The sequence below is a fragment of the Amycolatopsis sp. cg5 genome (assembly GCF_041346955.1).
GTDB lineage: Bacteria > Actinomycetota > Actinomycetes > Mycobacteriales > Pseudonocardiaceae > Amycolatopsis.
The window spans coordinates 4,651,454-4,677,767 of record NZ_CP166849.1 but is presented as its reverse complement, the minus strand read 5'-3'; the positions used below and the strand labels follow the sequence as shown (position 1 = coordinate 4,677,767).

Annotated in this window: 27 protein-coding genes; 13 read left to right on the top strand and 14 right to left on the bottom strand. The window is 70.2% G+C overall.

The features are described 5' to 3' along the window. Window positions 1-18 precede the first annotated feature (18 nt). Window positions 19-573, top strand: a complete 555-nt coding sequence (locus AB5J62_RS21015) for a hypothetical protein (RefSeq protein WP_370950002.1) — start codon at window positions 19-21, stop codon at window positions 571-573. Then, window positions 570-1,454 carry a hypothetical protein gene (locus tag AB5J62_RS21010; RefSeq protein ID WP_370950001.1) on the top strand — a complete coding sequence of 295 codons (885 nt, stop codon included), beginning with the start codon at window positions 570-572 and terminating at the stop codon, window positions 1,452-1,454. The genes AB5J62_RS21015 and AB5J62_RS21010 overlap by 4 nt, the downstream gene beginning before the upstream one ends. Here the strand turns inward: AB5J62_RS21010 and AB5J62_RS21005 are convergent. The 5 genes from AB5J62_RS21005 to AB5J62_RS20985 form a co-directional block, all read right to left on the bottom strand. Continuing rightward, the gene (locus AB5J62_RS21005) at window positions 1,451-2,113 is read right to left on the bottom strand and encodes an ABC transporter ATP-binding protein (RefSeq protein ID WP_370950000.1); all 663 of its coding nucleotides are present in this window, start codon (window positions 2,111-2,113) and stop codon (window positions 1,451-1,453) included. The two genes, AB5J62_RS21010 and AB5J62_RS21005, sit on opposite strands and share 4 nt — an antisense overlap. Further along, window positions 2,110-2,778: an ABC transporter ATP-binding protein gene (locus AB5J62_RS21000; protein WP_370949999.1), complete on the bottom strand. Its 669-nt coding sequence runs from the start codon at window positions 2,776-2,778 to the stop codon at window positions 2,110-2,112. Before AB5J62_RS21000 ends, AB5J62_RS21005 begins: the two co-directional genes overlap by 4 nt. Continuing rightward, entirely contained in the window at window positions 2,771-5,314 is a 2,544-nt protein-coding gene (locus AB5J62_RS20995) for an ABC transporter permease (protein ID WP_370949998.1), read from the bottom strand. The genes AB5J62_RS21000 and AB5J62_RS20995 overlap by 8 nt, the downstream gene beginning before the upstream one ends. Before the next feature lie 316 nt (window positions 5,315-5,630). Next, window positions 5,631-6,257 (bottom strand): alpha-ketoglutarate-dependent dioxygenase AlkB, encoded by a 627-nt coding sequence (locus AB5J62_RS20990; RefSeq protein WP_370949997.1) that lies wholly within the window; start codon window positions 6,255-6,257, stop codon window positions 5,631-5,633. A 27-nt stretch (window positions 6,258-6,284) separates the two neighbouring features. Further along, complete coding sequence (locus AB5J62_RS20985; RefSeq protein WP_370949996.1) at window positions 6,285-7,292, bottom strand: LacI family DNA-binding transcriptional regulator; 1,008 nt, start codon at window positions 7,290-7,292, stop codon at window positions 6,285-6,287. Window positions 7,293-7,498: 206 nt separating this feature from the next. On the opposite strand from AB5J62_RS20985, the gene AB5J62_RS20980 reads away from it, so the two are divergent. Beyond that, on the top strand, window positions 7,499-8,635 hold the full coding sequence (locus AB5J62_RS20980) for an RICIN domain-containing protein (protein WP_370949995.1): 1,137 nt from the start codon (window positions 7,499-7,501) through the stop codon (window positions 8,633-8,635). Between the two features lie 57 nt (window positions 8,636-8,692). Here the strand turns inward: AB5J62_RS20980 and AB5J62_RS20975 are convergent, their stop codons facing one another. Next, window positions 8,693-9,907, bottom strand: coding sequence for a hypothetical protein (locus tag AB5J62_RS20975; protein WP_370949994.1), 1,215 nt, complete (start codon window positions 9,905-9,907; stop codon window positions 8,693-8,695). 10 nt (window positions 9,908-9,917) lie between these two features. Beyond that, a complete protein-coding gene (locus tag AB5J62_RS20970) occupies window positions 9,918-10,664 on the bottom strand; it encodes an NAD-dependent deacetylase (RefSeq protein ID WP_370949993.1) in 747 nt (248 codons plus the stop codon). A 104-nt stretch (window positions 10,665-10,768) separates the two neighbouring features. On the opposite strand from AB5J62_RS20970, the gene AB5J62_RS20965 reads away from it, so the two are divergent. From AB5J62_RS20965 to AB5J62_RS20955, 3 genes are all read left to right on the top strand, one after another. Further along, the gene (locus AB5J62_RS20965) at window positions 10,769-11,047 is read left to right on the top strand and encodes a YggT family protein (protein ID WP_370949992.1); all 279 of its coding nucleotides are present in this window, start codon (window positions 10,769-10,771) and stop codon (window positions 11,045-11,047) included. 94 nt (window positions 11,048-11,141) lie between these two features. Continuing rightward, window positions 11,142-12,293: an alkaline phosphatase PhoX gene (locus AB5J62_RS20960; protein ID WP_370949991.1), complete on the top strand. Its 1,152-nt coding sequence runs from the start codon at window positions 11,142-11,144 to the stop codon at window positions 12,291-12,293. Window positions 12,294-12,421: 128 nt separating this feature from the next. Then, window positions 12,422-12,991 (top strand): TetR/AcrR family transcriptional regulator, encoded by a 570-nt coding sequence (locus AB5J62_RS20955; protein WP_370949990.1) that lies wholly within the window; start codon window positions 12,422-12,424, stop codon window positions 12,989-12,991. Between the two features lie 140 nt (window positions 12,992-13,131). Here AB5J62_RS20955 and AB5J62_RS20950 read toward each other — a convergent pair whose 3' ends face one another. Both AB5J62_RS20950 and AB5J62_RS20945 read right to left on the bottom strand, forming a co-directional pair. Then, a complete protein-coding gene (locus AB5J62_RS20950; RefSeq protein WP_370949989.1) occupies window positions 13,132-14,037 on the bottom strand; it encodes a GNAT family N-acetyltransferase in 906 nt (301 codons plus the stop codon). Between the two features lie 225 nt (window positions 14,038-14,262). After that, window positions 14,263-14,607 (bottom strand): hypothetical protein, encoded by a 345-nt coding sequence (locus AB5J62_RS20945; RefSeq protein WP_370949988.1) that lies wholly within the window; start codon window positions 14,605-14,607, stop codon window positions 14,263-14,265. Window positions 14,608-14,711: 104 nt separating this feature from the next. Here AB5J62_RS20945 and AB5J62_RS20940 point away from each other — a divergent pair, with 104 nt between their 5' ends. Next, window positions 14,712-15,020, top strand: a complete 309-nt coding sequence (locus AB5J62_RS20940; protein WP_370949987.1) for a helix-turn-helix domain-containing protein — start codon at window positions 14,712-14,714, stop codon at window positions 15,018-15,020. A 6-nt stretch (window positions 15,021-15,026) separates the two neighbouring features. Here the strand turns inward: AB5J62_RS20940 and AB5J62_RS20935 are convergent, their stop codons facing one another. Beyond that, a complete protein-coding gene (locus AB5J62_RS20935) occupies window positions 15,027-15,467 on the bottom strand; it encodes a GNAT family N-acetyltransferase (RefSeq protein ID WP_370949986.1) in 441 nt (146 codons plus the stop codon). Beyond that, window positions 15,464-16,411: a helix-turn-helix transcriptional regulator gene (locus AB5J62_RS20930; protein WP_370949985.1), complete on the bottom strand. Its 948-nt coding sequence runs from the start codon at window positions 16,409-16,411 to the stop codon at window positions 15,464-15,466. The genes AB5J62_RS20935 and AB5J62_RS20930 overlap by 4 nt, the downstream gene beginning before the upstream one ends. Before the next feature lie 50 nt (window positions 16,412-16,461). Between AB5J62_RS20930 and AB5J62_RS20925 the strand changes: the two genes are divergently transcribed. The 4 genes from AB5J62_RS20925 (at window position 16,462) to AB5J62_RS20910 (ending at window position 19,650) form a co-directional block, all read left to right on the top strand. Beyond that, on the top strand, window positions 16,462-16,950 hold the full coding sequence (locus AB5J62_RS20925; protein ID WP_370949984.1) for an N-acetyltransferase family protein: 489 nt from the start codon (window positions 16,462-16,464) through the stop codon (window positions 16,948-16,950). 78 nt (window positions 16,951-17,028) lie between these two features. Further along, window positions 17,029-17,793, top strand: coding sequence for a trypsin-like serine protease (locus tag AB5J62_RS20920; RefSeq protein WP_370949983.1), 765 nt, complete (start codon window positions 17,029-17,031; stop codon window positions 17,791-17,793). Between the two features lie 78 nt (window positions 17,794-17,871). After that, window positions 17,872-18,642, top strand: a complete 771-nt coding sequence (locus AB5J62_RS20915) for an SGNH/GDSL hydrolase family protein (RefSeq protein ID WP_370949982.1) — start codon at window positions 17,872-17,874, stop codon at window positions 18,640-18,642. 39 nt (window positions 18,643-18,681) lie between these two features. Further along, window positions 18,682-19,650 (top strand): tetratricopeptide repeat protein, encoded by a 969-nt coding sequence (locus AB5J62_RS20910; RefSeq protein WP_370949981.1) that lies wholly within the window; start codon window positions 18,682-18,684, stop codon window positions 19,648-19,650. Window positions 19,651-19,691: 41 nt separating this feature from the next. Here the strand turns inward: AB5J62_RS20910 and AB5J62_RS20905 are convergent, their stop codons facing one another. Beyond that, window positions 19,692-22,949, bottom strand: coding sequence for a glucodextranase DOMON-like domain-containing protein (locus AB5J62_RS20905; RefSeq protein ID WP_370949980.1), 3,258 nt, complete (start codon window positions 22,947-22,949; stop codon window positions 19,692-19,694). Window positions 22,950-23,090: 141 nt separating this feature from the next. Next, window positions 23,091-23,588, bottom strand: a complete 498-nt coding sequence (locus tag AB5J62_RS20900; protein ID WP_370949979.1) for a GyrI-like domain-containing protein — start codon at window positions 23,586-23,588, stop codon at window positions 23,091-23,093. Between the two features lie 153 nt (window positions 23,589-23,741). Between AB5J62_RS20900 and AB5J62_RS20895 the strand changes: the two genes are divergently transcribed. Continuing rightward, window positions 23,742-24,173 carry a YciI family protein gene (locus AB5J62_RS20895; RefSeq protein WP_370949978.1) on the top strand — a complete coding sequence of 144 codons (432 nt, stop codon included), beginning with the start codon at window positions 23,742-23,744 and terminating at the stop codon, window positions 24,171-24,173. A gap of 47 nt (window positions 24,174-24,220) precedes the next feature. Further along, window positions 24,221-25,474, top strand: coding sequence for an RNA polymerase sigma factor (locus AB5J62_RS20890; RefSeq protein WP_370949977.1), 1,254 nt, complete (start codon window positions 24,221-24,223; stop codon window positions 25,472-25,474). Here the strand turns inward: AB5J62_RS20890 and AB5J62_RS20885 are convergent. Continuing rightward, a complete protein-coding gene (locus AB5J62_RS20885; protein WP_370949976.1) occupies window positions 25,461-26,255 on the bottom strand; it encodes an alpha/beta fold hydrolase in 795 nt (264 codons plus the stop codon). The genes AB5J62_RS20890 and AB5J62_RS20885 overlap by 14 nt on opposite strands. Window positions 26,256-26,314 lie beyond the last annotated feature (59 nt).

Genomic DNA, 26,314 nt, shown 5'->3' with positions numbered 1-26,314 from the left:
GTCGGGAGGGTGAGGCAGATGAAGGGATATCGGGCCGGAATTTACCTGCTGGCAGGCCTAGTCGTGGCCGGATGCCAGAGTCCGGCGACGCTGGGCGGGCAACCGGAGCCGACGCCGTTGCGCACGGCCGAGACGTCCACGTCCACGGAGGATTCGACGCCGCCCGCCGAGGGAACCTCGAAGGCGCCGGACGTCAGGACGACGACCACGGCTCAGCAGGGAAAACCCAAGAGCACCACGAAGAAGTCTGATCCGCCGCCCAAGGTGCTGGGCATTCCCATCGGCTACAAACCCGAAGCCACGACCATTCACTTCGACGCGGCTTACGACGTTTTCAAGCGCAAGCTGAAGGAGTTCGCGCCCTGCGACGATTCACTGTGCGGAGTGACGGTTCGCAAGGTCTTCGCCGGTGAGAACGAAGACGGAAAAGAATGCATCGTGACGCGCTGGGAGGCCGTCAACAGCGGGAACCGGACCATCGCGTATAACGCCTACATCCAGAACCCGTGCAAGAAGTACAACCCCAAGGCTCCGGTGTCGAGCGTGACCAGCAGCTCCAAGAAGGCGCCGTGAGATCCATCCGGCTCCGCCCACCGGCGCCGGAAAAGCCGGAGGAACCCGACGCGGGATTTTCCCGCGCCGCCAAGGTCGTGGCGTCCATCGTCGCGAACACGACACTGCTCACCGCCTTGGTGTTCTATTTCGGTTTCGTCTACACCCAGTGGTTCTTCGACCATTTCCACGTGCATTACACGCTGCTGAATCAGTCGACCCCGGAAATACTCGCGCGCGGGGTGGACGGTCTGTTCATGCCGCTCGCCGCGGCCGCCGGCGTGGTGCTCGTGCTGCTGTGCGGTGTCCGCTACCTCAAGAAGCGTCTGGCTCCGAAGAGCTGGTCGGCGGTGTTGCGGGTCTGCACGCCGCTCGCGGCGTGCGCCGGTGTCGCGCTGGTCGTGGCGTTCGGCTTCGTCGCGGCCGACAAGTCACGCAGCCTTGGCTATCCGGGACTGCCGGGTGTCGCGCTGGCGGTCGGTGTGCTGCTGCTCGTGTTCGCGTGGCACCAGGTGATCGACGGGCCGATCATCGTCGAGGCGGGTATCGCCTTCGTGCTGGTCACCGTCGGACTGTTCGTCGCGGTCGCCGACTACTCCATAGCGTTGGGGATACAGCAAGGCCGCGTCGTGGAACTGCGGCTGCCGTCCGATCCCGACGTGCTCGTCTACAGCGCCAAGAGCCTCAACATGACGACCGACGGCGTGCGCGAGGTGGTCTGCAAGGAGCCGGAGGCCGCCTACCGGTACCGCTACGACGGCCTCAAACTGCTGCTCCAGTCCGGTGGCCAGCTCGTGCTGCTGCCCGCGGACTGGAATTCGGACCAGGGCGCGGCGATCGTGCTGCCGCGCACCGACTCGATCCGGCTCGAGTTCACCACCACGCGCCCCGGCTCCTGCTAGGTCAGCACCCCGTCGAGCAACCGGACCCGCCGGTCGGCGATCTCGTGCACCAGGTCGTCGTGCGTGGCGACGATGACCGCGGCGCCCTCTTCGGCGCAACGCCGCAGCAGGCCGAGCACCGCCGGGGTGCTCGCCGCGTCGAGGTGCGCGGTCGGCTCGTCGGTCAGCAGCACCTTGGGCCTGCCGGAGACCGCGCGCGCCAGCGCGACGCGTTGCTGCTGGCCGAAGGACACCTCCAGCGGATACCGGTCGGCCAGCTCGCCGATGCCGAGTTCGCCGAGCAGCTCGCTCACCCTGGCCGTGATCGCGGACCGGCTCAGCCGGGGGATGTCCGAACGCAGCCGCAACGGGAGCGCGACGTTCTCGGCGACCGTCAGCTCGGTCGCCAGCCCGAGTGCCTGCGGCAGCACCGCGCAGGTGTGCCACGGCGGAGCGCCTGCGATCGGGACGCCGTCGAGCAGGATGCTGCCGTCGTCGGGGGAGTCGAACCCGGACAGCAGCGCCAGCAGCGCGCTCTTGCCGGACCCCGACCGGCCGGAGACCGTGACCAGCTCGCCGGCGGCGACCCGGAGTTCCAGGCCACGCAACACTTCCACGTCGCCGCTGGGGTGGGCGAACTTCCGTCTGAGGCCGAGTGCCTCCAGCGCTGGTGGTTTCACGCGACGCTCTCCAGTCTGCCGTTGCGCAGCCTCGCGACCCGCGCGCCGAGGCTGATCAGCCGCTCGTCGTGCGAGGTGACGAGCACCGCGAAGTCCTGCGCGACGAGGTAGCGCAGGGTGTCGAGCACGAGGTCGGCCGACGCTTCGTCGAGCTGCGACGTCGGTTCGTCGGCGAGGATCACCGTGGCCTGCCTGGCGAGCGCGCAGCCGAACGCGAGCCGTTGCTGCTGGCCGCCCGAGAGCGCGGTGATGTCCCACTCGCCCGTGCCGTCGAGCCCGAGCTGCCCGAGTATGTCGTCGGGACGGCAGGTGACCTTGGCCGAGTCGGCCGCCGCGCGCAGGTTGTCGGCGACGCTCAGGTACCCGAGCAGGTTGTCCGACGGGTTCTGCAGCACCAGTCCCAGATGCTTGCGCCGCAACGCGCGGCGCGCGCGGTGCCGCATCGCGCCGACGTCGGCGCCCTGGAAACGGACCTCGCCGCGCGCGGGCGGCTCGAACAGGCCGAGCACGCGCAGCAGCGTCGACTTGCCGGAGCCGGACGGCCCGGCCAGCACGGTCACGCCGTTCGCCGGGATGTCGAGCGTGACGTCGTCGATGCCGGTGACCACCCCGGCCGGGGTGCGGTAGTCGACGCCGACGCCGCGCAGCTTGAAGATCTCAGGCACGGATCAGCTCCGCCGTACGGGCGGTCCGCACCGAGCGGACCGCGAGCCACCCCGCCAGTGCCACCACGCACGCGCTGATCACCAGCACGCTCGCGACGAACCCGGTCGGGTCGGGCAGCTGGGATCGCGGTGACAGGAACGTCGCCGGATCCAAGCGGGGCAGGGAAAGCCCGGCGACGGTGACCCCGCACGCGACACCGGTCACCGCGGCGAGTGTCACCAGCGCGCCGAGCTCGATGAGATGACTGCCCAGCAACGCCCGCAGCCGCATGCCCATCCGCAGCACGAGCGCGCCGGCGAGCGCGTTCTGCCGCCGCCGCGTCTCGACCGCGACGAGCAGCGCCAGCACGGCCACCACACCGAGCACGGCGCCGAGCAGGGTCAGGAACTCGACCGTCCACTCGATCACGTAGAACGGCAACGCGTTGAGCGCGCCGGATTTGCTGACCGAGTCGAGCCTGCCGATGCCCACGGCGTCGAGCGCGGCGAACGCGCTTTCCTGCGAGACGGTCGAAACGATGCTCCAGCGCCCGATGTCGGCGAGCTTCGACTTCGACAGCTCGGTGCGCGAGATGACGTAGCCGACCTGTGTGCCCAGGATCGGGAAACCGGGCAGGTGACCGATGATCGCCGAGTCCGGCAGTGGCGGCAGCGTGCTCGGCGGGCCGACGCGGATCGCCGGGACCGGCGCGTTCGGCGCGCCGTCGAGCTTCGCGATCAGCGCGTCGACCTCGTCGCGGGGCAGCGCGCCGAATTCGGCGGACCTGGCGAAGGTGACGGGATCGATGACCAGCACGACACCCCCGGCGTCGCCGATCCGGCCGACGACGGTGCTGGTGTCGCGCAAGGGCGCGGGCAACGGCTTGGTGCCGAGCCCGACAGCGCTTTCCGTGTCGACGCGCACGTTGCCGCCGACGAAGAAGCCCGCCTTGGTCTGCAAGGCTTCTTGCTGCCCGGTGGCGATGCTGGTGCCCGCCGCGAGCATGCCGATCGCGAGCGTGCTGATCACGAGCACCCCGGTCACCGGCGCGCGGGCGCTGGCCAGCCGCCGGATCGCCAGCTGCAACGCCGGGCGTGACCAGAACCGCGCGCGGTGCGAGGCGTGCAGCAGCAGCCAGACGAGCCGCGCGGCGACCAGCCCGGCGGTGAGCACCACGAAGACCGGGTAGGTCAGCGCGAGCGGGTCGATCGCGGGCAGCGGGTCGCCGAGCTTGCTGGCGCCGCCATAGCCGACCATGCGGTTCCAGCTGACGACCGCCATCGCGGCGGTGGCGAGTTCCCAGGGGAACAGCCGCAGCACGCGGGTGATCTTGCCGCTGCCGCGCACGCGCGCCAGTTCGAACTCGCGGTGCGCGCGGACCGCGACCACGCCCACGAGCAGTACGAGCGAGAGCACGAGCACGCAGGCGCTCAGCGCGAAGCCGAGCGTGATGGCTTCGCCGCCGACGTCGCCGTCCGGTCCGTACACCCCGAGCAGTGACCTGGCGAGCAGCCCGCCCGCGATCGCGCCGAGCACGATGGCCGGGCCGAGTTCGATGGCGGCGAGCCCGCCGAGCGAGACCGGCGCGCTGCCGCGCGAGGCGAGCAGCCGCAGCCGGGCGTGGCGGCGCTGGTACCACTGGAGCGCGACGGTCCCGATGCCGGCGCAGCCGACCAGCACGCTGATCGCGGCCAGCGGCAGGATCGACACCAGCACGTTGTGCTCGGTCTGGTGCGCGATGGCGAGCGAGCGTTCGAACGGCAGCGAGCCGTAGACGAGGTCGCCGAGGTCCGCGCGGACGTCGGCGACCATCGCGCGGGAGCGCTCGGTCAGGTCTTCGGCGGCGGCCAGCGAGCGCGGGGCGGGCTCGTAGAAGGTGATGACGACCTGGTCGAGCACGGCGATGTCGAGATCGCGCATGGCGTTGTCGAAGGTGGCGCGGTCCGTGGTGAACAGGACCGAGCCGGTTTTGACGTGGTCGTCGACGCGGTTCTCCAGCGCCCACGGCTGCTGGGAGCACCACCAGCGCGGCTCCGGCCTGGTCAGGTCCTGGTAGGTGCCGGTGACCGGCGGCATCGCCTGGCCGAGGAAGGTGCCGACGGTGCCCACCCCGGTGTGCGTGGCCGTGCTGAGCGTCTCGCCCATCCAGATGCCGGGGGCGCGGTCGCCGCTGACCTGCTTGAGCTGGTCCAGCCCGCCGTCGCGATAAGCGAGGCGGGTGCGGTAGTCGGCGCCGCCGTACTGCGACTGCATGACCGGGGTGTACATGCCGGTCACGGGCGCGCTGAAGCCGTGCTGCGCGGCACGTTTCGCGATGGCTTCGTTGACCGCCGGGATCGCGGCCGGTTTCGCCAGGTGCGCGGTGAACATCGGGCCGTATTCGTCGGGGCAGACGATGCCCGACTGGTGGTGCGCGGTCGCGCCGCCCGCCGCCGAGGCGTGCAGCACCGCCGCGGTGGCCAGGAAGCACGCGATGAGCGCGGTCACCGCCGCGACGATCATGGTCAACGGGCTGGAGAACGCGGCTTTCACGGCCCCGCGCCAAGGCAGCTGCATGCGCGCGAACGTAGCGGTTCCCGGCCTCGGCCACGATCGTTTTGGCGAATTCGTTGCTTGATGTGTAGCAAAGTTGGAAACGCGGACCCGCCCGGGATCTAGGGGTGCTCTCGGACGGGTCCGCTGCTGCCGGCCCGTGTGGGGACGAACCGGCGACGGTCTCCGCGGCGGTTTGCCGGCCCTGGGGTAAGCCCGCCCGACATCGCGTAGACCTCGGAGGGGGTCTCCCTGGAACCGCCCTCGCTTCAAGACACGGACGCGCGGGCCCGGATGGTTCGGGTCAAAACGATTGTCACCCGATCGGCCGAGCCGTCGGTCAGGAGACGCCGCGCGGGCGGAACTGGATGCTGATGCGCGGGCCGACCGCCTTGCCGGTCTTGGGTATCGCGTGGTCCCAGGTCCGCTGGCACGAGCCGCCCATGACGATCAGGTCCCCGTGGCCGAGCGAGCGCCGGATCACCTCGCCGCCGCCCTTCGGCCGCAGCGCCAGCGCTCGGGGCGCCCCGACGGACAGGATCGCGACCATGGTGTCCTCGACGCCGCCGCGGCCGATCGTGTCGCCGTGCCAGGCGACGCTGTCGGCGCCGTCGCGGTACAGGCAGAGCCCGGCGGTGCGGAACGGCTCGCCGAGCTCCGGCGCGTAGTGCGCGCTCAGTGCTTCACGGGCCTCGACGAGGATCGGCTGGGGGAGCGGATCGTCTTCGCGGTAGGAGCAGAGCAGCCGGGGCACGGCCACGACCCGGTCGTACATCTGCCGCCGCTCCGCCCGCCATGGCACTTGGTCGGCGAGCAGGTCGAACAGCGTGCTCGCGCCCGCGAGCCAGCCGGGGAGCACGTCGATCCAGGCGCCTCGGCCGAGCACCGTGCGCCGGGTGTTCGTCAGCGCGCCGAGGCTCATCTCCCCGGCGTCGTCGAACAACGAACCCTGCAGTGCCGCTGACATGAGCACCAGTGTACTCGAACATTTGTTCTAGCCGGTTGTCGACGCTCGGACGGTGAGCGTGGCGGGCAAGATCGCCGGAGTCTCGGGAAGCGGCGTGCCGGCGAGGTGCGCCAGCAAGGCTCGAGCCGCCGCGGCGCCCATCTCGCGGACGGGCTGGCGGACCGCCGTCAGTGGCGGGTCGGCCTGGGCGGCCAGTGGCAGGTCGTCGAAGCCGATGACCGCCACGTCTTCGGGGATTCGCCGCCCGGCGCCACGCAGAACCTGCATCGCGGCCACCGCCATGACGTCGTTGTGGGCGAACACGGCGTCGAACTCGAGGCCGTGTTCCAGCGCCCGTCGCGCCGCAAGCCGGCCGCTTTCGTAGGTGAAATCGCCGTCGAGCCGGAGTGCGGCGTCCAGCGTGAGGCCTGCGCGGGCGTAGGCCTCGGCGAACCCGGCGAGGCGTTCCCGGACGCAGCCGAAGCGTTCGTCCCCGGCGATGATCAGCGGCCGCCGGCGGCCCAGTTCGAGCAGGTGCCCGGCGGCGGCGCGGGCGCCGTCGTGGTTCGTGGACCGGACGGACGGGAAGCGGGGCGAGTGGCCGCGGTCGTCGATGAGCACGACGGGCAGGCCTTGTTCATGCAGCGTCGCGATGTAGTCGAGGGTGCCGTCGGGTTCGATCACGACCAGGCCGTCGAACGACTGTGCCGAGACCTGGCTCGCGAAATGCCGCAACGACTCGTCGCCACGCGTGCAGGTGAACACCAGCAGGCCGTAGCCCTGGCTTTCGACGACCTCCACGACGCCTTGCAGCACCTCGCCCATCCAGGGCCAGTTCAGCGACGGCAGCAGCATCGCCACGATCCGGGTCCGCCCGCGCGCCAGCCCGACCGCGCGGGCGCTGGGCACGTAGCCCATCTCGGCGATCAGATCGCGAATCCTGGCGGCGGTGGCCGAGTCGAGCTCGCCTTTGCCGTTGAGCACGCGGGAGACGGTGGTCTTGCTGACGCCCGCCCGCGCGGCGACGTCGGCGATGGTGACCGGCACGAGGCGCATCCCTCCATGGAACCGGTTACGTAACCGGTTCCACCCATCAAAACCGGACGATCCAGGCCGGTCAATAACGAACTGATAACGAAGATTTCTCGCGTGCACTAGAGAAGGGGTGCCACCTTCGGGCGGTCTTTCCGAACGCGGGACGGCGTGCTTTCCTCTCTGGGAGCGCTCCCAATGTGGAGCGACCGATGGAGGTGGAGGAAGCAATGAAGCTGATCCGGTCCCTCGCCGCGGCTCTACTGCTGGCGGCCGCGCCACTGGCGACGCCAGGCGTCACCCCGGCGCACGCCGACACGCTGATCTGCGATCAGTTCGGCTCGACGACGATCCAGGGCAAGTACACCGTGATGAACAACCGCTGGGGCAGCGCCGCCGAGCAGTGCATCAACGTCACCGGCTCCGGTTTCCGCATCGCCTCGCAGAAGGGATCGACCTCCGGCGGCGCACCGCTGTCCTACCCGGCGATCTACGTCGGCTGCCACTACGACGGCTGCTCACCCGGCACGAACCTGCCCAAGCGGCTGAGCGACATCGGCAGCGCGCCGTCGTCGATCTCCTACGGCTACACGGGCGGCACGTTCGACGCCGCGTACGACATCTGGATGGACCCGACGCCGAAGACCACGGGCGTCAACCAGATGGAGCTGATGATCTGGTTCAACCGCCAAGGCGGCATCCAGCCGGTGGGCGCCCCGGTCGGCGACACCACGATCGGCGGCCGGACCTGGCAGGTATGGCAGGGCAACAACGGCGGCAACGACGTGGTGTCCTACGTGGCGCCGTCACCGATCCCGAGCTGGTCCTTCAACGTGATGGACTTCGTCAGGGACGTCGACAACCGCACCCGCGTCGACAGCTCGTGGTACCTCACGAGCATCCAGGCCGGATTCGAGCCGTGGCAGGGCGGCGAAGGCCTTACGGTGAACAGCTTCTCGGCCGACGTCCAGGCGGGCTCCAACGGCTCGGGCACTTTGGTCAGCCAGGGTCGCTGCCTGGACATCGCGGAGTTCGCCACCCACGACGGCGCACCCGTCCAGCTCTGGGACTGCGGTGACGGCTGGAACCAGAAGTGGGCCAAGGTCGGCGGTCAGCTCAAGAACCCGCAGACCGGCAAGTGCCTCGACGTGGCGGGCGCCGCGACCTCCAACGGCACCGCGGTGCGGCTGTGGACCTGCAACGGAACCGGCGCCCAGGACTGGCGGATCAACGCCGACGGCACCGTCGTCAACCCGCACTCGGGCAAGTGCCTCGACGCCGCGGGCAGCACCAACGGCGCCCGGCTCCAGATCTGGGACTGCAACGGCTCCGCGCCCCAGCCCAACCAGATCTGGTCACAACGCTGACCCTGGGGTCGTGAGTGGTACGGCCGGTTCTAACCGGCCGTACCACTCACGACTCAATTAGCTGCGGGCCGGGACCGTGATGGGGACGCAGGGGAAGGTGCCCGGGGAGAGCGGGTTCTCCGCCGTCGGGCCACAGAGCTTGAAGTCGGTGCCGGTGATCGAGTCCGGGACTTCGAAGCCCGACAAGCCGATCAGCGTCTCACCGGACTTGACCCCGGTGCCCGACGGCCGGTCACGCCAGAAGTGCGTCCGCCACTCGCCCTTGGCGACCTTGTCGAGCTGGCTCGTCGGCCTGCCCGCCGCGAAACACGCGCCTTCGCCGGTGCCGCCGGTCGACGAAACGCAGCCACCGGCGGGCGCGGGATAGCGGACCACGAGGCGTTCGAGGTTGACGTTCTCCACGCCACGGTCGGCGAGATCAGGCGTCACCGCGACGTACACGCCGAGGAAGTGGAACCCGGGCTTGGCGGGCTTGTCGATGAGCTCGGCGGCCCAGGTCGCGTCGATCGGCTTCACGCGCACGCCGAGCTTCTCGTTCATGCCGGTGAACACGATGTGCTGACCCGGATAGGAGGCGAATTCGGCGTTCTCGGTGGCGGGACCCGGCTTGCTGGAACCCTCGGGCGCCTTGATCGGCACGCACGGGAATTTGGACTTGGTGGACCGTTCTTCCTTGCTCGGCGCGCACAGCTCGAACGTGCCGTCCACGGTGTCCGCGATCTTGAAGCCCGCGACACCGATGACCGTCTCGCCCTTCTTGATGTCGGTGCCCATCACCGACATGTTCTGCCATTTGTGGTCGCGCCAGGTGCCGTCGGCGACCTTCGCGAGGTTGCTGTACGGATAGGACTCGCTGAAGCACGCCGTGTCGCTGGGATATTCGGGCCCGAACTTGCCGCACTTGCCATTGGTCATCGGGTACTTGATCGCCAGGTTCTTGAGCCGCACGTCGTCCGCGCCGCGGTCGGCCAGCTCGCCGGTGACGGCCATGTACACCGCGAGGTAGTGGTAGCCGGGCTCGGCAGGCACGCCGAGCAGGTCGGGCACCACCGCCGAATCGACGGGCTTGATCCGCGCGGCCGGCTTCGACGGGGTGTCGACGAGCAGGACGTCGCCGCCGGGGAACTGGTCGAACGGGGTGAACTTCGGCGCGGACGGCTGCGCGGCCTCACCCGTGGGCGAGGCCGCGCCCGTGACCTTGTCGCCGTCCGAACAAGCCGTGGTCAGCAGGATCAGCCCGGCGGCCAGCGCCGCCAGCACGCGACTGGACATGTAACACCCCTCATCGATCTGTCACAAACTTGCGGATGTGACGTACCGCCGCAGCGATCGGTTCCCTGATCACCTCGACGGCTTCGTCGTCGTAGGGCGTCGGGTCCCGATTGATGATGACGAGCTTCGCGCCGGCTCGCACGGCGATGGAGCACAGCGACGCGGCAGGCTCGACCTGCAGTGAGCTTCCGATCGCGAGAAAGAGGCCGCTGGCCGCGGCGATGGTGCGCGCGTGGCTGAGCACGTCGGCGTCGAGCGGCTGTCCGAACAGGACGATCGCGGGCTTGAGCACGCCACCGCAGTTCCGGCACGGCGGATCGGGCTCGGCCGGGATCCTGGCCAGCACGCTCTCGGTCGGCGTCTTCGCGCCGCAGCGGGTGCAGACGGTCGAGCGCATCGAGCCGTGCAGTTCGAGCACCTTGCGGTCGGCGAGCGTGGTGCGCTGGTGCAGACCGTCGATGTTCTGGGTCAGGATCCGCACCGCGACGCCTGCCGCGTCGATCTCGGCGAGCGCGTGGTGGGCGTCGTTCGGCTCGGCGCACCACGCGGGGTGGTCGGCGTAGGTGCGCCACAACCGGCGGCGGACCGCGGAATCGGCCATGTAGTTGGCGTAGGTGAACAGCTCCGCCGCGTCCGGGTCCTTCGTCCAGACGCCGTCGGGGCCGCGGTAGTCGGGGATCCCGGAGGCGGTGGAGATGCCGGCGCCGGTGAGCACCGCGACCCGGGTGACGCCGTCCGACCAGTGTTTCTCGTGCATGGCGCTGAACGTAAAGCCGGGAAATTCAGTGGACGATCGGTTTTTTTCACAGCCTGATCCCAGGAAGCATGGGCAAACTGGCCTTATCAGGCGAAAGGACCACCATGGGCGCACTCGGTTACCTGATCGGGGTCGTGCTGACCTTGTTCGAGATCGTGTTGATCGCGCGGCTCGTGCTGGACTGGAGCGTGAGCCTGGCAGGCAGGCTGCCGCCGTGGACGTACCGGGCGCGCGGCTTCACGCACACGGTCACCGAGCCGGTGATCCGGCCGGTGCGCAAGCTGCTGCCGCCGGTGCGGGCCGGCGCGATGTCGCTGGACCTGGCGTTCACCGTGGTGTTCGTGATCGTGGTGATCCTGCAGTCGGTCGCGTTCCGTCTCTAAGATTCGGGTTTTGTTCACTTTCGGGCCTGTTGTCCGAGTTGTCTCCTCCGTACGGTGCGTACTGCTCCCACCACACCCCGCACCGGAGGTAACAGTGGATCGACGGAATTTCCTGCGCGCGGCCATGCTCGGCGCCGGCGTCACGGCGTTCGGCAACACGCTCACCCCCTCGGCGATGGCCGCGCCCGCGCAGAACGGCCCGAGCCCGTACGGGCCGCTGCAAGCCACGGACGCCAACGGAATCCAGCTCCCGGCAGGCTTCGCGAGCCGGGTGATCGCCAGGTCCGGCCAGCAGGTCGCGGGCTACACCTGGCACAGCGCGCCGGACGGTGGCGCCGTCTTCGCCGACGGCACCGGCTGGATCTACGTCTCCAACTCCGAGATCAACCCCGGTGGCGGCGCGAGCGCGATCCGGTTCGCCTCAAATGGCTCGATCACCGGCGCGTACCGGATACTCGCCAACACCAGGCAGAACTGCGCGGGCGGCAAGATGCCGTGGAACCGCTGGCTTTCCTGCGAGGAGGTCGACCGCGGCCTCGTCTACGAATGCGACCCGCAGGGCACCGCGTCCGCGATCCAGCGCCCGGCGATGGGCCGGTTCAAGCACGAAGCCGCCGCCGCGGACCCGGTGCGCAAGGTCATCTACCTGACCGAGGACGTCACGGACGGCTGCTTCTACCGCTTCATCCCGACCACGTGGGGCGACCTGTCCGCGGGCACGCTGCAGGCGCTGAAGGCGGGCTCGGCGACCTCGGGCAGCTTCACCTGGGGCACGGTGACCGACCCCGACGGCTCGCCGACCGCGACCCGCAGCCAGGTGTCCGGCGCGAAGCGGTTCAACGGCGGCGAAGGCCTGCACTACGCCAACGACACGGCCTGGTTCACGACCAAGGGCGACAACCGCGTCTGGCAGCTCGACCTCGCGGCGGGCACCTACGAGCTGGCGTACGACGACTCGCTGGTGAGCCCCGGCACGGCGCCGCTGACCGGCGTCGACAACGTGACCGGGTCGAGCTTCGGCGATCTCTACATCGCCGAAGACGGCGGCAACATGGAGATCTGCGTGATCACGCCGGACGACATCGTCGCGCCGTTCCTGCGGGTCACCGGCCAGTCGGCGTCGGAGATCACCGGCCCGGCCTTCAGCCCGGCGGGCAACCGGCTGTACTTCTCGTCGCAGCGCGGGACCTCGGGTTCGTCCAGCGGCGGCATCACCTACGAGGTGACCGGTCCGTTCCGGACTTGATGGGGCGGCTGCTCCTCGACGGGCCCGAACCCGTCGAGGAGCTGGCCGGGCATTCGACCGAAGGTACCCCAGGCGCTGGCGAAGGTTCTGGACGCGCTCGAGGTCTGACAGGCATACGATCTACGGTTGTGACCGAGGAGAAGCCGCTGCGGGCGGACGCCCGCCGCAACCGCGCGCGGGTGCTCGAAGCCGCCGAAGCCGTCTTCGCCGCGAAAGGCACCTCCGCGCCCACCGAAGAGGTCGCGAAAGTGGCCGGTGTCGGGGTCGGCACGGTCTTCCGGCACTTCCCGACCAAGGAGGCGCTGCTCGAAGCCGTGCTCGTCGACCGGCTGCACCGGTTCGCCGAGGAGGCCGAGGCGGCGGCCGAAGCGGACGATCCGGCGGCGACGTTCTACGAGTTCCTCACCGGCTGGATCGAGATGTCCGCGGCCAAGAACGCCTACAGCGACGCGCTCGCCGCCGCGGGCGTCGAGGTCCCCAAGGCGGGCGCGGTCGTCGGCGCCCGGCTCAAGGCCGCGCTCGCGCTGGTGCTCAAACGAGCCCAGGAAGCCGGCGCGGTCCGCGAAGACATGGGCGTCGGCGAACTCCTGCCCGTGGTGATCGGCGCCGCGCGCGCGGCCGAGCACATCGGCGGCGACGCCGACCTGCGCGCCCGCACGGTCGCGATCATCTTCTCCGGCCTCCAACCCAGGATTTAGCGGGCTTTACTCCCGGGGATAAAGCCCGCTTTATCCCCGGGAGTAAAGCGGGCTTTATCCCCGGTCCTCCCGCACGTGATCAAGTTACCGTGGGCGGCGGCCCGGCGAACCGGACCGCCGCCCACACACTTCAGCCCGGCTCAGATGAGATCGACACGATGCGCGTCGATGGGATATCCCACCTTCGCGAACGTCGCGGCCATCGCCTTGTTCGGCAGGTCGGTCGCCGCGATGATCCGGTCCGCGCCCTCGGCCACCAGCAGGTGCGTGGCCTCGACGAGCAGGTCGTAGGCGTACCCGTGCCCGCGGTGCTCGGGCACCACGCCGATGTACCCGATCACCGGGTTGACGTGGTTGCGGCTCGGCAGGCACAGCCCGGCGAGCTCACCGGACGGCGTGTACGCCAGCCGCCACCACTCACGCGGGCCCGGCATGCCCAGCATGATGTCGAGATCCTCGCGCGCGGCCGCGTCGATCCCGGACGTGGCGATCGTGCGCTGGACATGGGCGTCCAGGCTGCCGTGCGCGATGCGCCGGAAGACGTCGAGGAACACCTCGTCGTCCGGCTCCGGCCGGAACTCCAGCCTGCCCGGCCGATCGGGCAAGCCACATTCCGGCGTCCAGCGGTAGAGAAAACGCTCGACGAGCAACGTGAACCCGGCCGCTGTCGCCGCGGCGATCCTGCTGTTCGCGGCTTCGGCGACGGCCGGATCGTCACGCCACCCGGCGGGCAGCTTGATCGAGTACTCGGTCGGATGGGGAGCGGCCCGCAACACGGCCACGGCGGCGTCGAAGTCGGTGAAGTCGAACCACGCCAAGGCGAACGGTTCGGCCGACTCGGGATACGCCCACCACGCCGCCCGCGCGACGACCTTCTCGTCGCGCAGCGCGACCCATGACCATTCGGGGCGCAGTTCGCCGCGGTCGGTCATGGCTTGAAGGGAGGTTTCCGGGTACGCGCCGAAGCCGACGAGCCCGGGGTCCGGAAGTGAAGCGAAGAGTCCTTCCTCGCCTGCGGCGAGTGGACGGATGACCAGTTCGGTCAAGGGAGGTCCTTCCCAGGAAAGCGGTGCGCTCCCTGGTCAGGTCCTCGACACCCTCGAGGCGAGTGGGGAGCGCATGATCTGCGTTGGCGTGATCACGGGTTCCACCTCCTTCTCGCGTCCGGTCGAGGGCGTGGGCGGCACGGTATCCGCCACGGCTCGCGGCGCGCAACGGATTAAAAGAGAACCGCCGGTTCCCTGCTGGGGGACGGGGAACCGGCGGCGGTATCAGCGGCCTTCGACGACCTCGACGGAGTTGACGCCCCAGTAGCAGCTGGAGGTCGGGTACAGCGTCTTCCAGCCGTCGCTGGAGTCGGTGTAGATGAACACGCTCTCCGGGTTGAGGCCGAAGCTGCAGCTCACGCGCACCTTCCACTTGGACGGGTACGGCGAGTAGCAGGTGGCGTAACCCCAGTACGCGCCGGTGCTGCCGGTCGTGCCGGTCGAGCAGGTCATCTGGTACACCGGCGTCACGAACTCCAGCGCGGCCGACGCTGACGAAACCGGCCCGGCGACGCTCACGCCCGCGGCCACGGCGGCGACGGCCAGTGCCCGCTTCACGATCTTGCCCATATCGCTCCCCTTCGATGGTGGATGTATCACGGGAAGCATCCGGTTGATCTGCCCCAAGGAACACCCACAGGCACCTACACAGTTCGCGCTGTGCGGAGTGGACTGTGCGGACGGCTTTCGCGACCAGGGGGTCCATCGGGGTGGAGGAACGATTCGGGGTGGCTTTGCGACGGCTACGGGAGGGCGCTCGGCTGACGCAGGAACAGCTGGCGGAGAAGGCGGGGTTGAGCACCAACGCGATCAGCTCGCTCGAACGAGGGGAGCGCACGCGGCCGTATCCGCACACGGTCGACGCGCTCGCGACGGCGCTCGGCCTCGGCGACGAGCAGGTTCGCGCCTTGCGGGCGTTGATCCCGAAGCGCCGCGCGCGGCGGCCGGGACCCGCCGTCTGCCGGAACTGGGGTGTCGATTGACCGGGCTCAGGGCTCCAGGCCGATTTGGTACAGCATGAAGCCGCGGTCTTCGGCGACCCGGTCGTACAGGCGGCGCGCGGTCGTGTTCGAGGTCCGGGTCGACCAGTACACCCGGGCGCAGCCGCGGGCACGGGCCCGGTCGGTCACCGCAGCGATCAGGGCGCGGGCCGCGCCCATGCCGCGGGCGGCGGGTGCGGTGAACAGGTCCTGGAGGTAGCAGCAATCGGCCGAAGTCGTGCTCGGGTGGACGAGGAAGTGCGCGAGGCCGACGAGCGCGCCGTCGAGTTTGGCGCCGAGCGCGTGCATCCGGGTGTCTGCCTGGAATTCCGACCAGGCGCGGTCGGCCATCTCTGCGGTGAGCTCGCGGCCGTAGAACTCGTTGTAGCCCGCGAAAAGCTTCTCCCACTCGCCTCGGTCCGACGCTTCGAGCCTGCCGATCTCGATCACCCGCTGCCTCCCGCCGCTCGTGTCACCGTCGCTCCCAACGTACGCAGGTAGTCGGCGAGCTCGGGCGGTTCGTGCACCTCGAAGTCACAGCCGAGCAGGATGAGCCGGATCGCGAGCCATTCGAGGGTGTCGCCCTGGCTGCGCACCAGGCACGTCCGGTCGTCGATGGTCTCCAGCTCGACGGGGTTGTCGCCGAAGCGGGCGGCCACCTGCTCGCGCGGGGCGTGGACCGTGGCGACGGCCGAGTAGGTGGGCGCCGACGAGTACATCTTGTCGATGACGAAACTCGCCGCGTCGTCAGCGGGCAGATCCCGGGTGATGCTGCGGGCGCCGGTCGGGAACGGCTCGGTGATCCGGTCGGCACGGAAGGTGCGCCAGTCGTCGCGGTCGAGGTCGAACGCGACGAGGTACCAGCGCCGCCCGGACGCGACCAGGCGTAACGGCTCGGTGTGCCGTTTGGCGTCGCGGTAGGCGAACCGGACGCGCTCGCGGTTCGCGATGGCGCCGGCGAGCAGGGTCAGCACCCAGGGATCGACGGCGGCGCCCGTGGTCGCGACCGCGATGGTCGCCGTGCCGAGCGCGCCGACGCGGCGTCGCAGCCGCGAGGGCAGCACCTGCTCGAGTTTCGCCAGCGCGCGCACCGACGCCTCTTCGATCCCGGCGATCGCCTGCCCGGCCGCAGTGCGCAGGCCGACGGCGATCGCGACGGCCTCCTCGTCGTCGAGCAGCAGCGGCGGCATCGCGGTGCCCGCGACCAGGCGGTAGCCGCCTTCGGCGCCCATGGTCGCCTCGACCGGGTAACCCAGCTCGCGCAGCCGGTCGATGTCGCGGCGGATGGTCCTGGTGCTCACCTCCAGCCGTTCCGCCAGCACACTGCCCGGCCATTCGCGCGGGGTCTGCAGCAGCGACAGCAGGTTCAGCAGCCGTGCCGGGGTGTCGGTCATCCCCGGATAATGCCAGGCGTCTAGGACGGTCTCTGTCCTATATTCACGTCATGGTCCAGATCGAGGTACACGACGGCCCCGCGCCGTTGTCCGACGAGCTGCTGGCGCTCTACGTCGCGGTGTTCGCCGAGGCCCCGTACAACGACACCCAGGCCGACACTGACGAGTTCGTCGCGGAATGGCCCGCGTTGATGGCCGAGCCCGGCTTCCGGGTCGTGCTCGCCCGCGCCGACACCGGCGAACTGGCCGGGTTCACGATCGGCCACATCCTCAACCCGGGCACGTCGTGGTGGTCCGGCCTGCGCGAACCCGGCTACGGCGTCGCCGAACTCGGCGTGCACCGCGACTGGCGCCGCCACGGCATCGCGCGCAAGCTGCACGACGCGTTGCTCGACGGCCGCCCCGAACGCCAGGTCGTGCTGTGGGCGCGCCCCGCGGCTGAGGTCGCCAGGGCCGTCTACGCGAGCTGGGGCTATCGCCAGGTCGACCTCATCGAAGGCCCGAAGCGCACCAATCTCGTGCTTTGCCTCGATCGCTGAAGCGATCTTCAGGATCGTTCAGGAGCCGTTCAGGCGCCCCTCGGTAGAACAGTGCGGACGAACCGAGAGGGGAACCCGATGAAGAAACGACTGCTCGCACTGGGCCTGCTGCTGGGCATGGTCGGCCTGGCCGCGCCCGCGGCCGCCGCCCGCCCGATGATCGTGGGCGGCTCCGACGCGACCGAGACCTACGGGTTCATGGCGTCCGTGCAGACCGAACTGGGCAACGAGCGCTGCGGCGCTTCGCTCATCAGTCCTGACTGGCTGGTCACCGCCGGGCACTGCGTGTCGGACCGGCACACCGGCGGCCTGCTCGACCCGGCGCTGACCTGGCTGCGCATCGGCTCACCCGACCGCACGCAGGGCGGCGAACGCATCCAGGCGGACAAGTTCATCCGCCACGAGCAGTTCGACATCGCGCTGCACCACGACATCGCGCTCATCCACCTGGCAAAACCGGCCACCGCCCGGCCGATCGAGATCGGCGCCGGCCCGGGAACCGGCGCCGCGATCCGGTTGATCGGCTGGGGAAAGACGTGCCCGACGCCCGGCTGCGGTGAGGCGCCGGTCCTGCTGCGCCAGCTCGACACCACGGTCGCCGACCCGTCCGCCTGCGGCGAGGACTTCGATCCGGCCCGGCAGCTGTGCACCGACAACAAGAACGGCACGGCCAACGCCTGCTTCGGCGACTCCGGTGGTCCGGCCGTGGTCAGCGAGAACGGCGCGTGGAAGCTGGTCGGCGCCACCAGCCACGGCCAGAGCGCGAGCTGTGTCGAAAAGGCCGGTATCTACATGAACGTGGCCGCCTACGCGGATTGGATCGGGCAGCACACGGCCCCCTGACGAAGAACGCACTGCGCGCGGAGTTCGAACACGGGCTGTGACGGCCGTCATCCGGCGCCGTCTGCTATAAAACTGCCCATGACCTCAGCGATAAGCGGCCGCTTAGTATGCCTCGGCGACTCCTTCACCGAGGGAGTCGGGGACGAGGACCCCCGTTACCCGAACGGGGTGCGTGGCTGGGCGGATCGCGTCGCCGAGGAGCTCGCGGCGCACACGCCGGGCTTCCTCTACGCGAACCTCGCGGTGCGCGGCAAGCTGGCGGGCCAGATCCTCGGCGAGCAGCTGGAGCCCGCGCTCGACCTGCGTCCCGAACTGGTCACCTTGTACGCGGGCGGCAACGACCTGATGCGGCCGAAGGTCGACATCGACGGGCTGCTCGAGGACTACGACAAGGCTGTCGCGCGGCTGGCCGAGTCCGGCGCGAAGGTCGTGCTGTTCACCGGCGTCGACGGGGTCGAAGACGCGTTGTTCCGCAAGATGCGCGGCCGGGTCGCGATCTACAACGAGCACGTCCGGCTGATGGCCGCGCGCCGCGGGGCGACGCTGGTGGACATGTGGGCGATGCGGTCGCTGCGTGACCGGCGGCTGTGGTCGGCCGACCGGCTGCACCTCAACGCGCTCGGGCACACCGAGGTCGCCGTCGCCGTGCTCGACGCGCTCGGCGCGCCCCACTCGCTCAAGCCCGCCGACCTCGGGCCGCGCGAAACCGTCGACCCGCGCACGCGGCGCCGCGAGAACATCGCGTGGGCGAAGGCGCACGCTTTGCCTTGGGTGCGGCGCCGCCTGCGCGGTGAGTCCTCGGGCGACACGGTCCGCGCGAAGCGGCCCGCGCTGGCGCCGGTCGAGTAGCCGGGACCACTCCCGGAGCCCGGTGCCTACGCTGCCCGGGTGACAGACAGGCAGGGTGTTTATCCGTTCTGCGGGCCGTGCACCGACGGCACGATCGCGTCACGTGCGCCGGACACGCAGACGATGTACGGGATCGGCACTCGCCTGTACGGCGCGGCCGACCGCTGCCCGCGCTGTGCCTCGGTCGTGAAACGGCTGTACTTCTGCGTTTTCTGGATCCCGTTGTGGCCGATGCGCAGCTATCGGGTCATCTGGGTGGGCCATTCCCGCTATGTCGGCCGTGAACTGGCCCCGTTCGGCTCGGACAAGAAGACCGTCGAGCAGACGGACGCGGCGGCACAGGAGAGCCGGCCGGAACCGCCGCCGTCCCGGCTGGAGGAACATCCGGAGCTGCGCCAAGGGCACTTCCGGCAGGCCCAACGGTATTGGTCGGCCGACCGCCCGGATCTCGCGTTGCCGGTCTACGAGGAGGCGCTCGTCGCGCACGAGCTGGCGCTGCCCGCCGACGACGTCGCGACACTGTGGCTGCGGCAGCGGGTGGGCGAGGCGTATCTGGCGGTCGGCCGTCCGGTGACGGCGCTGGCGTTGCTGCGGCAGACGCACGCTCATCTCGAGCGGGTGCTCGGGCCAGGGCATCCGGACACCCGGCGGGCGGCCGAAGACCAGCTCAACGCGCGGCTGCAGCTGGGCAAGCACGGCTTGCCGAAAGAGCAGGCGTCGACGATCGAAACCGAGCTGGGTGAGCTGGTGTCGAGCCTGGGGCCTGAGCACCCGATGACGCTGCGCACGGCCTGCCTGCTGGGAGACACGCTGCGGTCCGTCGCGATGGTCATGGCGATCGAGCTTGTGCACGAGACGCTGGAGCTGTCGGAAGAACGGCTCGGCGTCGATCATCCGGACACCGCCTACGTACGGCGGGAGCTGGCCGACCTGTGCGACGAGGCCGAGCGTGACGGCGCACCCGAGGAACGGCGGGCGGCCGCCTTGGCCAGGCCAAAAGGCTCGTGAGCGTTGCGGGCGGTTAGAACCGCCCGCAACGCTCACGAGCCTTAAATCGTGATCGCGCGGATGCTCACCTGGCCTCGGGTGGGGTCGAGTATCTCGGCCTGCGAGGTGCCGGGCGGGGTGAGGATGTCCATCGCCTTCGGTGCGGTGGACGGGTCGAGCGCGCAGATCGGGCTGGACCCGCCCGCCGCGCACAGGCCGAACGAGTAGGCGCCCGCCGTCGGGGTGAAGCCTCGGGCCTGGTCGGGGCTGTTGCCCTCCTGGCCGGTCAGCACCACCGCGAACTTCCAGCCTGGCCCGGGTGTCCCGAAAGCCGCTTTCGGCACACTGATGGAGATGTAGCGCGACCCCTGGCTGGCCTGCACGGACGCCGTGCCGGGACGGGCACCTGTCGCGTCGGTGAACACCGGGTCGGCGAAGCCCTGCACCTCGATCATCGAGCTCCAGGCGTCTGGCGCGGCGATGCCGTAGCGGCGGCTCGCGAACGGCGCGGCGGTCGACGTCCGCGTCGCCGCCGGGTCACGCGCGTACACCGTGAGCAGCTGCGCGCCGAACGACGAGCCGAACGTCGGGCTCAGGTCACGCAGCTGGGTGCGCAGCACCAGCGTCGCGCCGGAGTCGATCACCTGGAACCGCTGGATGTCGAACGCGCCGTCGTGGAAGTCGCCCGCGGTCGGATAGGTGTACGTGCCGGGCCCGTTGTCGTCGTGGTCGGGATCGGCGACGTCGGCCAGCACCGTGCCGGTGACGAAGTCCGAGGTCACGACGCGCTGCGCGTAACCTGTTCCCTGGCCCTTCGACGCCGCCGCGGTCACGACGGTCGCGCCGAGCGGTGTCGGCACGACGGCGCTGAACGCACCCGCCGCGTCCGCCTTGGTGCTCACGACCGTCGTCGCACCGCCCGCGTCGGTCGCGGTGGCCGAGACCTCGACCGCGCTGCCCGACGGCGCGGTGCCGGTGACCGTGGCCGTCGGGGCCGAGACGTTCGCGGGCGCGGTGAGAGTGACCGCGAGCGCGGCGGGCGCCCGAGTGTAGCGGGCGCGGACTTCGGCAGGCTGCTCGACCGGCCGTCCTTCGTCGAGCCCACGGGCGAGGCGGGCGTACTGCGACTGGGCCCAGCTCAGCGGCGAGGCCGAGCCGACGGACTCGCCCGGCTTGAACCCGATCGACGCGGTCGCCGGATCGGTGCCGAACGGCGACGCGGGCACCGCCGGGTTCTCCCAGATCTGCTCCGGCACCAGCCCGGTGCCGGACGTCTGGTCACGCATCGCCTTGAGCAGGCTCGCGGCGCCACGCCGGTCCCCGGTCTGCAACTGCTGCTCGCCACGCTCGCCCGCGAGCACCGGCCACAGGTGCCCCGAGCCGACATTGCCGCTGGGCCAAGGCTTTCCGCTCGGCGCGCAGGCCGTCGGGTCGGGCTCGTAGCAGTCGCCGTAGCCGTCCTCGCTGCCCGGTGCGGCGGTGCCGTAGCGATACCAGCCGGGCCCGGCCGGGGTGTCGCGCTTGATCACCTGGTCGACGACCGCGAGCGAGCGCTGGATGTCGGGGTCGTCGGCGGGCAGCACGCCGAGCCTGGTCAGTTCGAGGAACCCGGCGTCGACGACCGCGCGCTGGTCGGCGTTGACCGAGCCGTTGCCGAGGTTGTACTCAACGGCCGAGTTCGGGTCGCCGTTCTTGGTCAGCCTGAGGAAGTAGCGGCCGTCGCCGTACGGGCCGGTCGAGGTGACGGTCCAGCCCTTGATCGAGCGCTGGAAGTGGTCGGCGGTGGCCCGGTAGACGTGGGCGCGTGCCGGATCGCCGTTGCGGTCGGCGATCGTTCCCGCCGCGACGAGCCCGGCGATCTCGGCCGCGATGGTCGACGGCGAATAGCCGCCCTGCTCCTCCCAGCGCTCCGAGCCGAACGACGGCCCGTGCGCGACGACGAAGTCCGCCGCGCCGCGAATGTGCTTCTCGTACAACGACTTGTCGCGGTCGAGACCGGCTTGCAGCGCCATCAGGATCGGATACGCGCTCTCGTCGAGCTGGTCGCCGCCGGAGTCGGGCGCCTTCTTGCCGTTGAGCATCGAGTTGCGCGGGAACCGGCCGTCCGGCTGCTGCTGCCTGCCGAACAGCCAGGTCACGGTCGCGCGGGCGGTGTCGAGGTCACCGGCGGCCAGCAGCCCGGAGAAGCTTTCGTAGAGGTCGCGGGCGAAGATCTCGCGGTAGGAGCCGAAGTACACCGGCTTGCCGCCCGGCGCGTCACCCGCGCTGACCGCCTGGCCCCACGGGCTGCCGAGCGACGCGACGACCGCGCCGGGGAAAGTCTTGTCCTCACTGGCTTTCAGGACGTTGACCGCGTGGTAGTACGCCTCGCGGTCGCTGCCGCGTACCGGCTTGAGCTTGGCGTCGTAGTCGCGCCAGCCGTCGGCGTAGCGACGCTGCAGCTCGTGGAACGGCGTGCGGACACTGTCGCCGGCGGTCGCCACCGCCGCGGCCGCGGTGCGCCCGAAGCCGAGCGAGAGCGTCACCGGGCGGTGTGGTTCGAAGTCGACCTGCGCGGTCTGCACGACGTTGCCGTGCGACACCGCCGGGGTGGTGTCGGTGAGCTTGCGCGCGGTGTCGAGCTGGGCGAGCCCATCGGACGGGGTGCCCGCGAAACCGCTGCTGGTGGCCAGAAAGCGGCGGTCGGCCCTGAGCGCGCCCGCCAGCGGAACGCCGTAGTCACGCTCGGGCGCGCTGCTTTCGGTGACGGGGTCGCCGCTGACGAGCGCGGTGGTCTTGGCGTCGACGGACGCGTCGTCCGCGCCGCCGTTGGCCTGCCCGCCACCGCCGTTGCCGTTGATGCTCGCGTCGTAGCGGACGTAGAGCTTGAGATCACCGCCTGCGCGCAGCGGGTCGAGCCGGGTGCGCAGGACGACGCTGTCCCGTGCCGGGTCGGTGAGGTATTCGGTGACCAGCCGGTAGCGCCCGTTGCGGGCGGTGCTGGTGATCTCGCAGCCCATGCCGCCCGTGGTGGTGCGCACCGTGTAGGTGGTGTCGCGGCTCTGCAGGTCGGTGAAGGTGCGCCCGTCGGTGACCACGAACTGCAGCGACTCGACGTTGGTGTTGTCGATCGTGGGCGCGTAGACGTCGGAGAGCACACCGCCCGCGACGGTGAACCAGACCTTGCTGGCCGTGGTGCGCGCGGTGCCGAGACAGTCTTTGCGGGCGAGCCCGAAGTGCGAGGTCGCGCCTGGCCCGGACGGCGGGTCGGCGTGGGCGGGCGGCGTGACACACACCGCCAGTACGAGTAGTGCGGCCGGTACGACTCTGGACCGATTCATGGCGAGCATCCGACCACGGCGCCGCCTGGCCGGACAACGGCCGAATGGGCGCAAGGACCCCCTACTCGAGGCCGCGATAAAGCCCGCTTTACTCCCGGGGATAAAGCGGGCTTTATCCCCGGGAGTAAAGCCCGCTTTATCTCAGTCGGCGAGCTTGATGACGATGTCGGTCTCCCACTTGTTCCAGTCGGGCTGCTCGGCGGGGTGGGTCTTGTAGACCTCGAGCCGGGCTGCCCAGGTCTCGACGCCGTCGCTGTCGGTGACGTCCCAGCGCAGGTCCTGCTCGGCGGCGTCGGCGAGCAGCTTGCCCGTGGCGTCGGCCAGCTTGTCCGGGTGACCGTGGTGGGTGTGGACCGCGTAGCGCCCGGCAGGCAGCACGCCGGCGAAGATCTCGCCGTCACCGTCGACCGGCGCGGCGACCGGGACGCCCGCTTCGACTTCGAGCCGGTCCGGCATGTCCAGCGCGTTGTACTTGAAGAACGGCGCCGACGCCGGCGCCACCCCGCGCCCGGTCAGCCAGCCGATGACCACGGGCAGCTTGTCCGCGATCTCGGGGAAGTCGTTCATCGAGATCGTCCGCTTGATCGCGACGTAGTGCTGCGCAGGCCGGTCTTCGATCCGCATGTTCAGTTCCTCCATGCCACTGTTCTACGACCTCACACTGTGTCAGGGTCAACGCCGGAAAACCCGCCGGGGAAAATCTTCGGACGGTGTGTCGAAAGCTCTGGGGGCTGTTCGACGCGTAAGCAGAGAGCAGGCGGGAAGACCCGCTCCGCAAGTCGAGGAGAAGCCATGCGTTACATGTTCCTGGTCAAGGGCGACGAGAACACCGAGGCGGGCACGATGCCCGGCCCCGAGGTGTTCGAGGCGATGAACAAGTACAACGAGGAGCTGATCAACGCGGGCGTCATGCTGGCGGCGGAGGGCCTGGCCCCCAGTTCGCACGGCCTCAAGGTCCGCTACGACGGCAACGGCAAGACCACGGTCACCGACGGCCCGTTCACCGAGACCAAGGAGCTGCTGGCCGGGTTCTGGCTGCTGCAGGTCAAGTCGCGCGAGGAGGCCATCGAGTGGGCGCAGCGCGCGCCGTTCGGTGACGGCTTCGAGCTGGAGGTCCGCCGGGTCTTCGCGCCGGACGACCTGCCCGAGGGCGCGGTGCCGCAGGAGGTCCTCGAGAAGGAGGCCCAGTGGCGCGAGGCGAACGAGAAGCCCATCGGCTCTTGAGCCATTCGGTTGCCGTCACGGCCTGATCGGTGATCTGATGGCACGCCGTGACGGCAACCGACACCCACCGCGCGATCGACGCGGTGTGGCGGATCGAATCCGCCCGGCTCATCGCCGGCCTCGCCCGCCTGGTCCGCGATGTGGGCCTGGCCGAGGAACTCGCGCAGGACGCGCTGGTCGCGGCACTCGAACAGTGGCCTGAGTCGGGCGTCCCGCGTAACCCGGGCGCCTGGCTCATGACCATCGCCAAGCGCCGCGCGATCGACCAGATCCGCCGCAACGAGAACCTGCGCCGCAAGTACGCGCTGCTCGCGAACGAGCTCGAGGACGAGCCGGAACCCGAGCTCACCGCGACCATCGGCGACGACCTGCTGCGGCTGGTCTTCGTCTCGTGTCACCCGGTGCTGTCGAAGGAAGCCAGGGTCGCGCTCACGTTGAAGCTGCTGTGCGGGCTGAGCACCCCGGAGATCGCGCGCGCGTTCCTCGCCTCGGAGTCGACCGTGGCGCAACGCATCGTCCGCGCGAAGAAGACACTGTCCGACGCGGGCGTGCCGTTCGAGGTGCCCGAGGGCGCCGAGCTCGCGCCCCGGCTGTCCTCGGTGCTCGAAGTCGTCTACCTGGTGTTCAACGAGGGCTATTCCGCGACCGCCGGTGACGACTGGATGCGGCCGGCGCTGGTCGAGGACGCGCTGCGCCTCGGCCGGATCCTCGCCGGCCTCGCGCCGAAGGAACCCGAGGTCCACGGCCTGATCGCGCTGCTGGAGATCCAGGCGTCACGGGCCCGCGCCCGGATCGGCACCGATGGTGAGCCGGTGCTGCTGCTCGACCAGGACCGCACTCGCTGGGACTACCTGCTCATCGGCCGCGGGCTGCAGGCGCTGGAACGGGCCGTCGCCCTGGGCGGCGAAGGCCCGTACGTGCTCCAGGCCTCGATCGCCGCCTGCCACGCGCAGGCCCGCCGCGCCAAGGACACCGACTGGGAGCGCATCGCCGCGCTCTACGACAAGCTCGCCGACGCGGTGCCGTCGCCGGTCGTCGAGCTCAACCGGGCGGTCGCGCTGGCGATGGCGTACGGACCCGCGGTCGGCCTCGAACTCGCCGACCAGCTCGTCGACGATCCCTCGCTGAAGAACTACCACCTGCTGCCCAGCGTGCGCGGCGACCTGCTGGCCAAGCTTGGCCGGTTCGGCCAGGCACAGGCCGAGTTCGAGCGCGCGGCCTCGATGACGAAGAACGAACGCGAGCGCACCCTGCTGACCGAGCGCGCCGCGTCCTGCGCACAGGGCGTCATGGACTGGTGAGCACCTCGCGCAGCCGCTCGGTGAACTCGCGCGGGTGGCTGCCGAAGCCGCCGTGGTCGCCGGAGAAGGCGACCGGTTCGATACCGAGGCGCTCGGCGAGCGCGACGGCGGCGCGGTAGGCGAGCTGGCCTTCGGCCGCCTCGCCGATCCCGATCACCAGCGGCTGCCCGGCGAGCTTCTCGGTGTCGACGGTGTGCTCGGCGGTCGGCAGCCACATGTGGCCGAGGAAGAAGTCCATGTTGCGGCCCATCGCGGCCTGGGCCTCAGGGTCAGGCTCACTCGGCGGCGGCGAGGTGTCCTGCAGTCCCGCGTTGGTGACGAACCTGCCCATCGCGGCCATCACGCCCGCGGCCTGGTACGTGTCGTAGACCTCCCGCGTGAACGCGGGATCGTGGTCGGGAAGCAGGTAGGTCGCGGGCGGCTCGTGGGCGAACACCTTGCGGACCTGGCCCGGGTACCGGGCGGCGAGTTCCAGGCCGACCAGCCCGCCGGCGCTGCTGCCGAACACGTACGCGGGCTCGCTGGTCACCGCGGCCAGCAGCAGGTGCGCGTCCTCGGCGAACTCGGCGATGCCGGTGTCCTGCGGCTCGCCGTCGAACGTGCTGCGCGACAACCCGCGCGGGTCGTAGGTGACCACGGTGTAGTGCTCCGCGAACAGGTCTTTGACGCTGTCGAAAGCGCCGCTGTCGGCGGGCCCGCCGGGTATGCACAGCAAGACCGGGCCAGCGCCGCGGACGTCGTAGTGCAGGGTGGCGCCGGGGACCTTGAGCGTTGCGGTCATGGGATCTCCTCCGAGGTTCGGTTACCTACCCGACGAACGGCGACCCCGGTTTCGGACAG

Coding starts and splice junctions, on each gene's coding strand:
- AB5J62_RS20915 (WP_370949982.1), top strand. CDS start 17,872: ATGACCTCAGCGATAAGCGGCCGCTTAGTATGCCTCGGCGACTCCTTC.
- AB5J62_RS20895 (WP_370949978.1), top strand. CDS start 23,742: ATGCGTTACATGTTCCTGGTCAAGGGCGACGAGAACACCGAGGCGGGC.
- AB5J62_RS20885 (WP_370949976.1), bottom strand. CDS start 26,255: ATGACCGCAACGCTCAAGGTCCCCGGCGCCACCCTGCACTACGACGTC.
- AB5J62_RS20975 (WP_370949994.1), bottom strand. CDS start 9,907: ATGTCCAGTCGCGTGCTGGCGGCGCTGGCCGCCGGGCTGATCCTGCTG.
- AB5J62_RS20965 (WP_370949992.1), top strand. CDS start 10,769: ATGGGCGCACTCGGTTACCTGATCGGGGTCGTGCTGACCTTGTTCGAG.
- AB5J62_RS20995 (WP_370949998.1), bottom strand. CDS start 5,314: ATGCAGCTGCCTTGGCGCGGGGCCGTGAAAGCCGCGTTCTCCAGCCCG.
- AB5J62_RS20970 (WP_370949993.1), bottom strand. CDS start 10,664: ATGCACGAGAAACACTGGTCGGACGGCGTCACCCGGGTCGCGGTGCTC.
- AB5J62_RS20945 (WP_370949988.1), bottom strand. CDS start 14,607: ATGGGCAAGATCGTGAAGCGGGCACTGGCCGTCGCCGCCGTGGCCGCG.
- AB5J62_RS20985 (WP_370949996.1), bottom strand. CDS start 7,292: ATGCGCCTCGTGCCGGTCACCATCGCCGACGTCGCCGCGCGGGCGGGC.
- AB5J62_RS21015 (WP_370950002.1), top strand. CDS start 19: ATGAAGGGATATCGGGCCGGAATTTACCTGCTGGCAGGCCTAGTCGTG.
- AB5J62_RS20925 (WP_370949984.1), top strand. CDS start 16,462: ATGGTCCAGATCGAGGTACACGACGGCCCCGCGCCGTTGTCCGACGAG.
- AB5J62_RS20990 (WP_370949997.1), bottom strand. CDS start 6,257: ATGTCAGCGGCACTGCAGGGTTCGTTGTTCGACGACGCCGGGGAGATG.
- AB5J62_RS20900 (WP_370949979.1), bottom strand. CDS start 23,588: ATGGAGGAACTGAACATGCGGATCGAAGACCGGCCTGCGCAGCACTAC.
- AB5J62_RS20905 (WP_370949980.1), bottom strand. CDS start 22,949: ATGAATCGGTCCAGAGTCGTACCGGCCGCACTACTCGTACTGGCGGTG.
- AB5J62_RS20930 (WP_370949985.1), bottom strand. CDS start 16,411: ATGACCGACACCCCGGCACGGCTGCTGAACCTGCTGTCGCTGCTGCAG.
- AB5J62_RS20920 (WP_370949983.1), top strand. CDS start 17,029: ATGAAGAAACGACTGCTCGCACTGGGCCTGCTGCTGGGCATGGTCGGC.
- AB5J62_RS20980 (WP_370949995.1), top strand. CDS start 7,499: ATGAAGCTGATCCGGTCCCTCGCCGCGGCTCTACTGCTGGCGGCCGCG.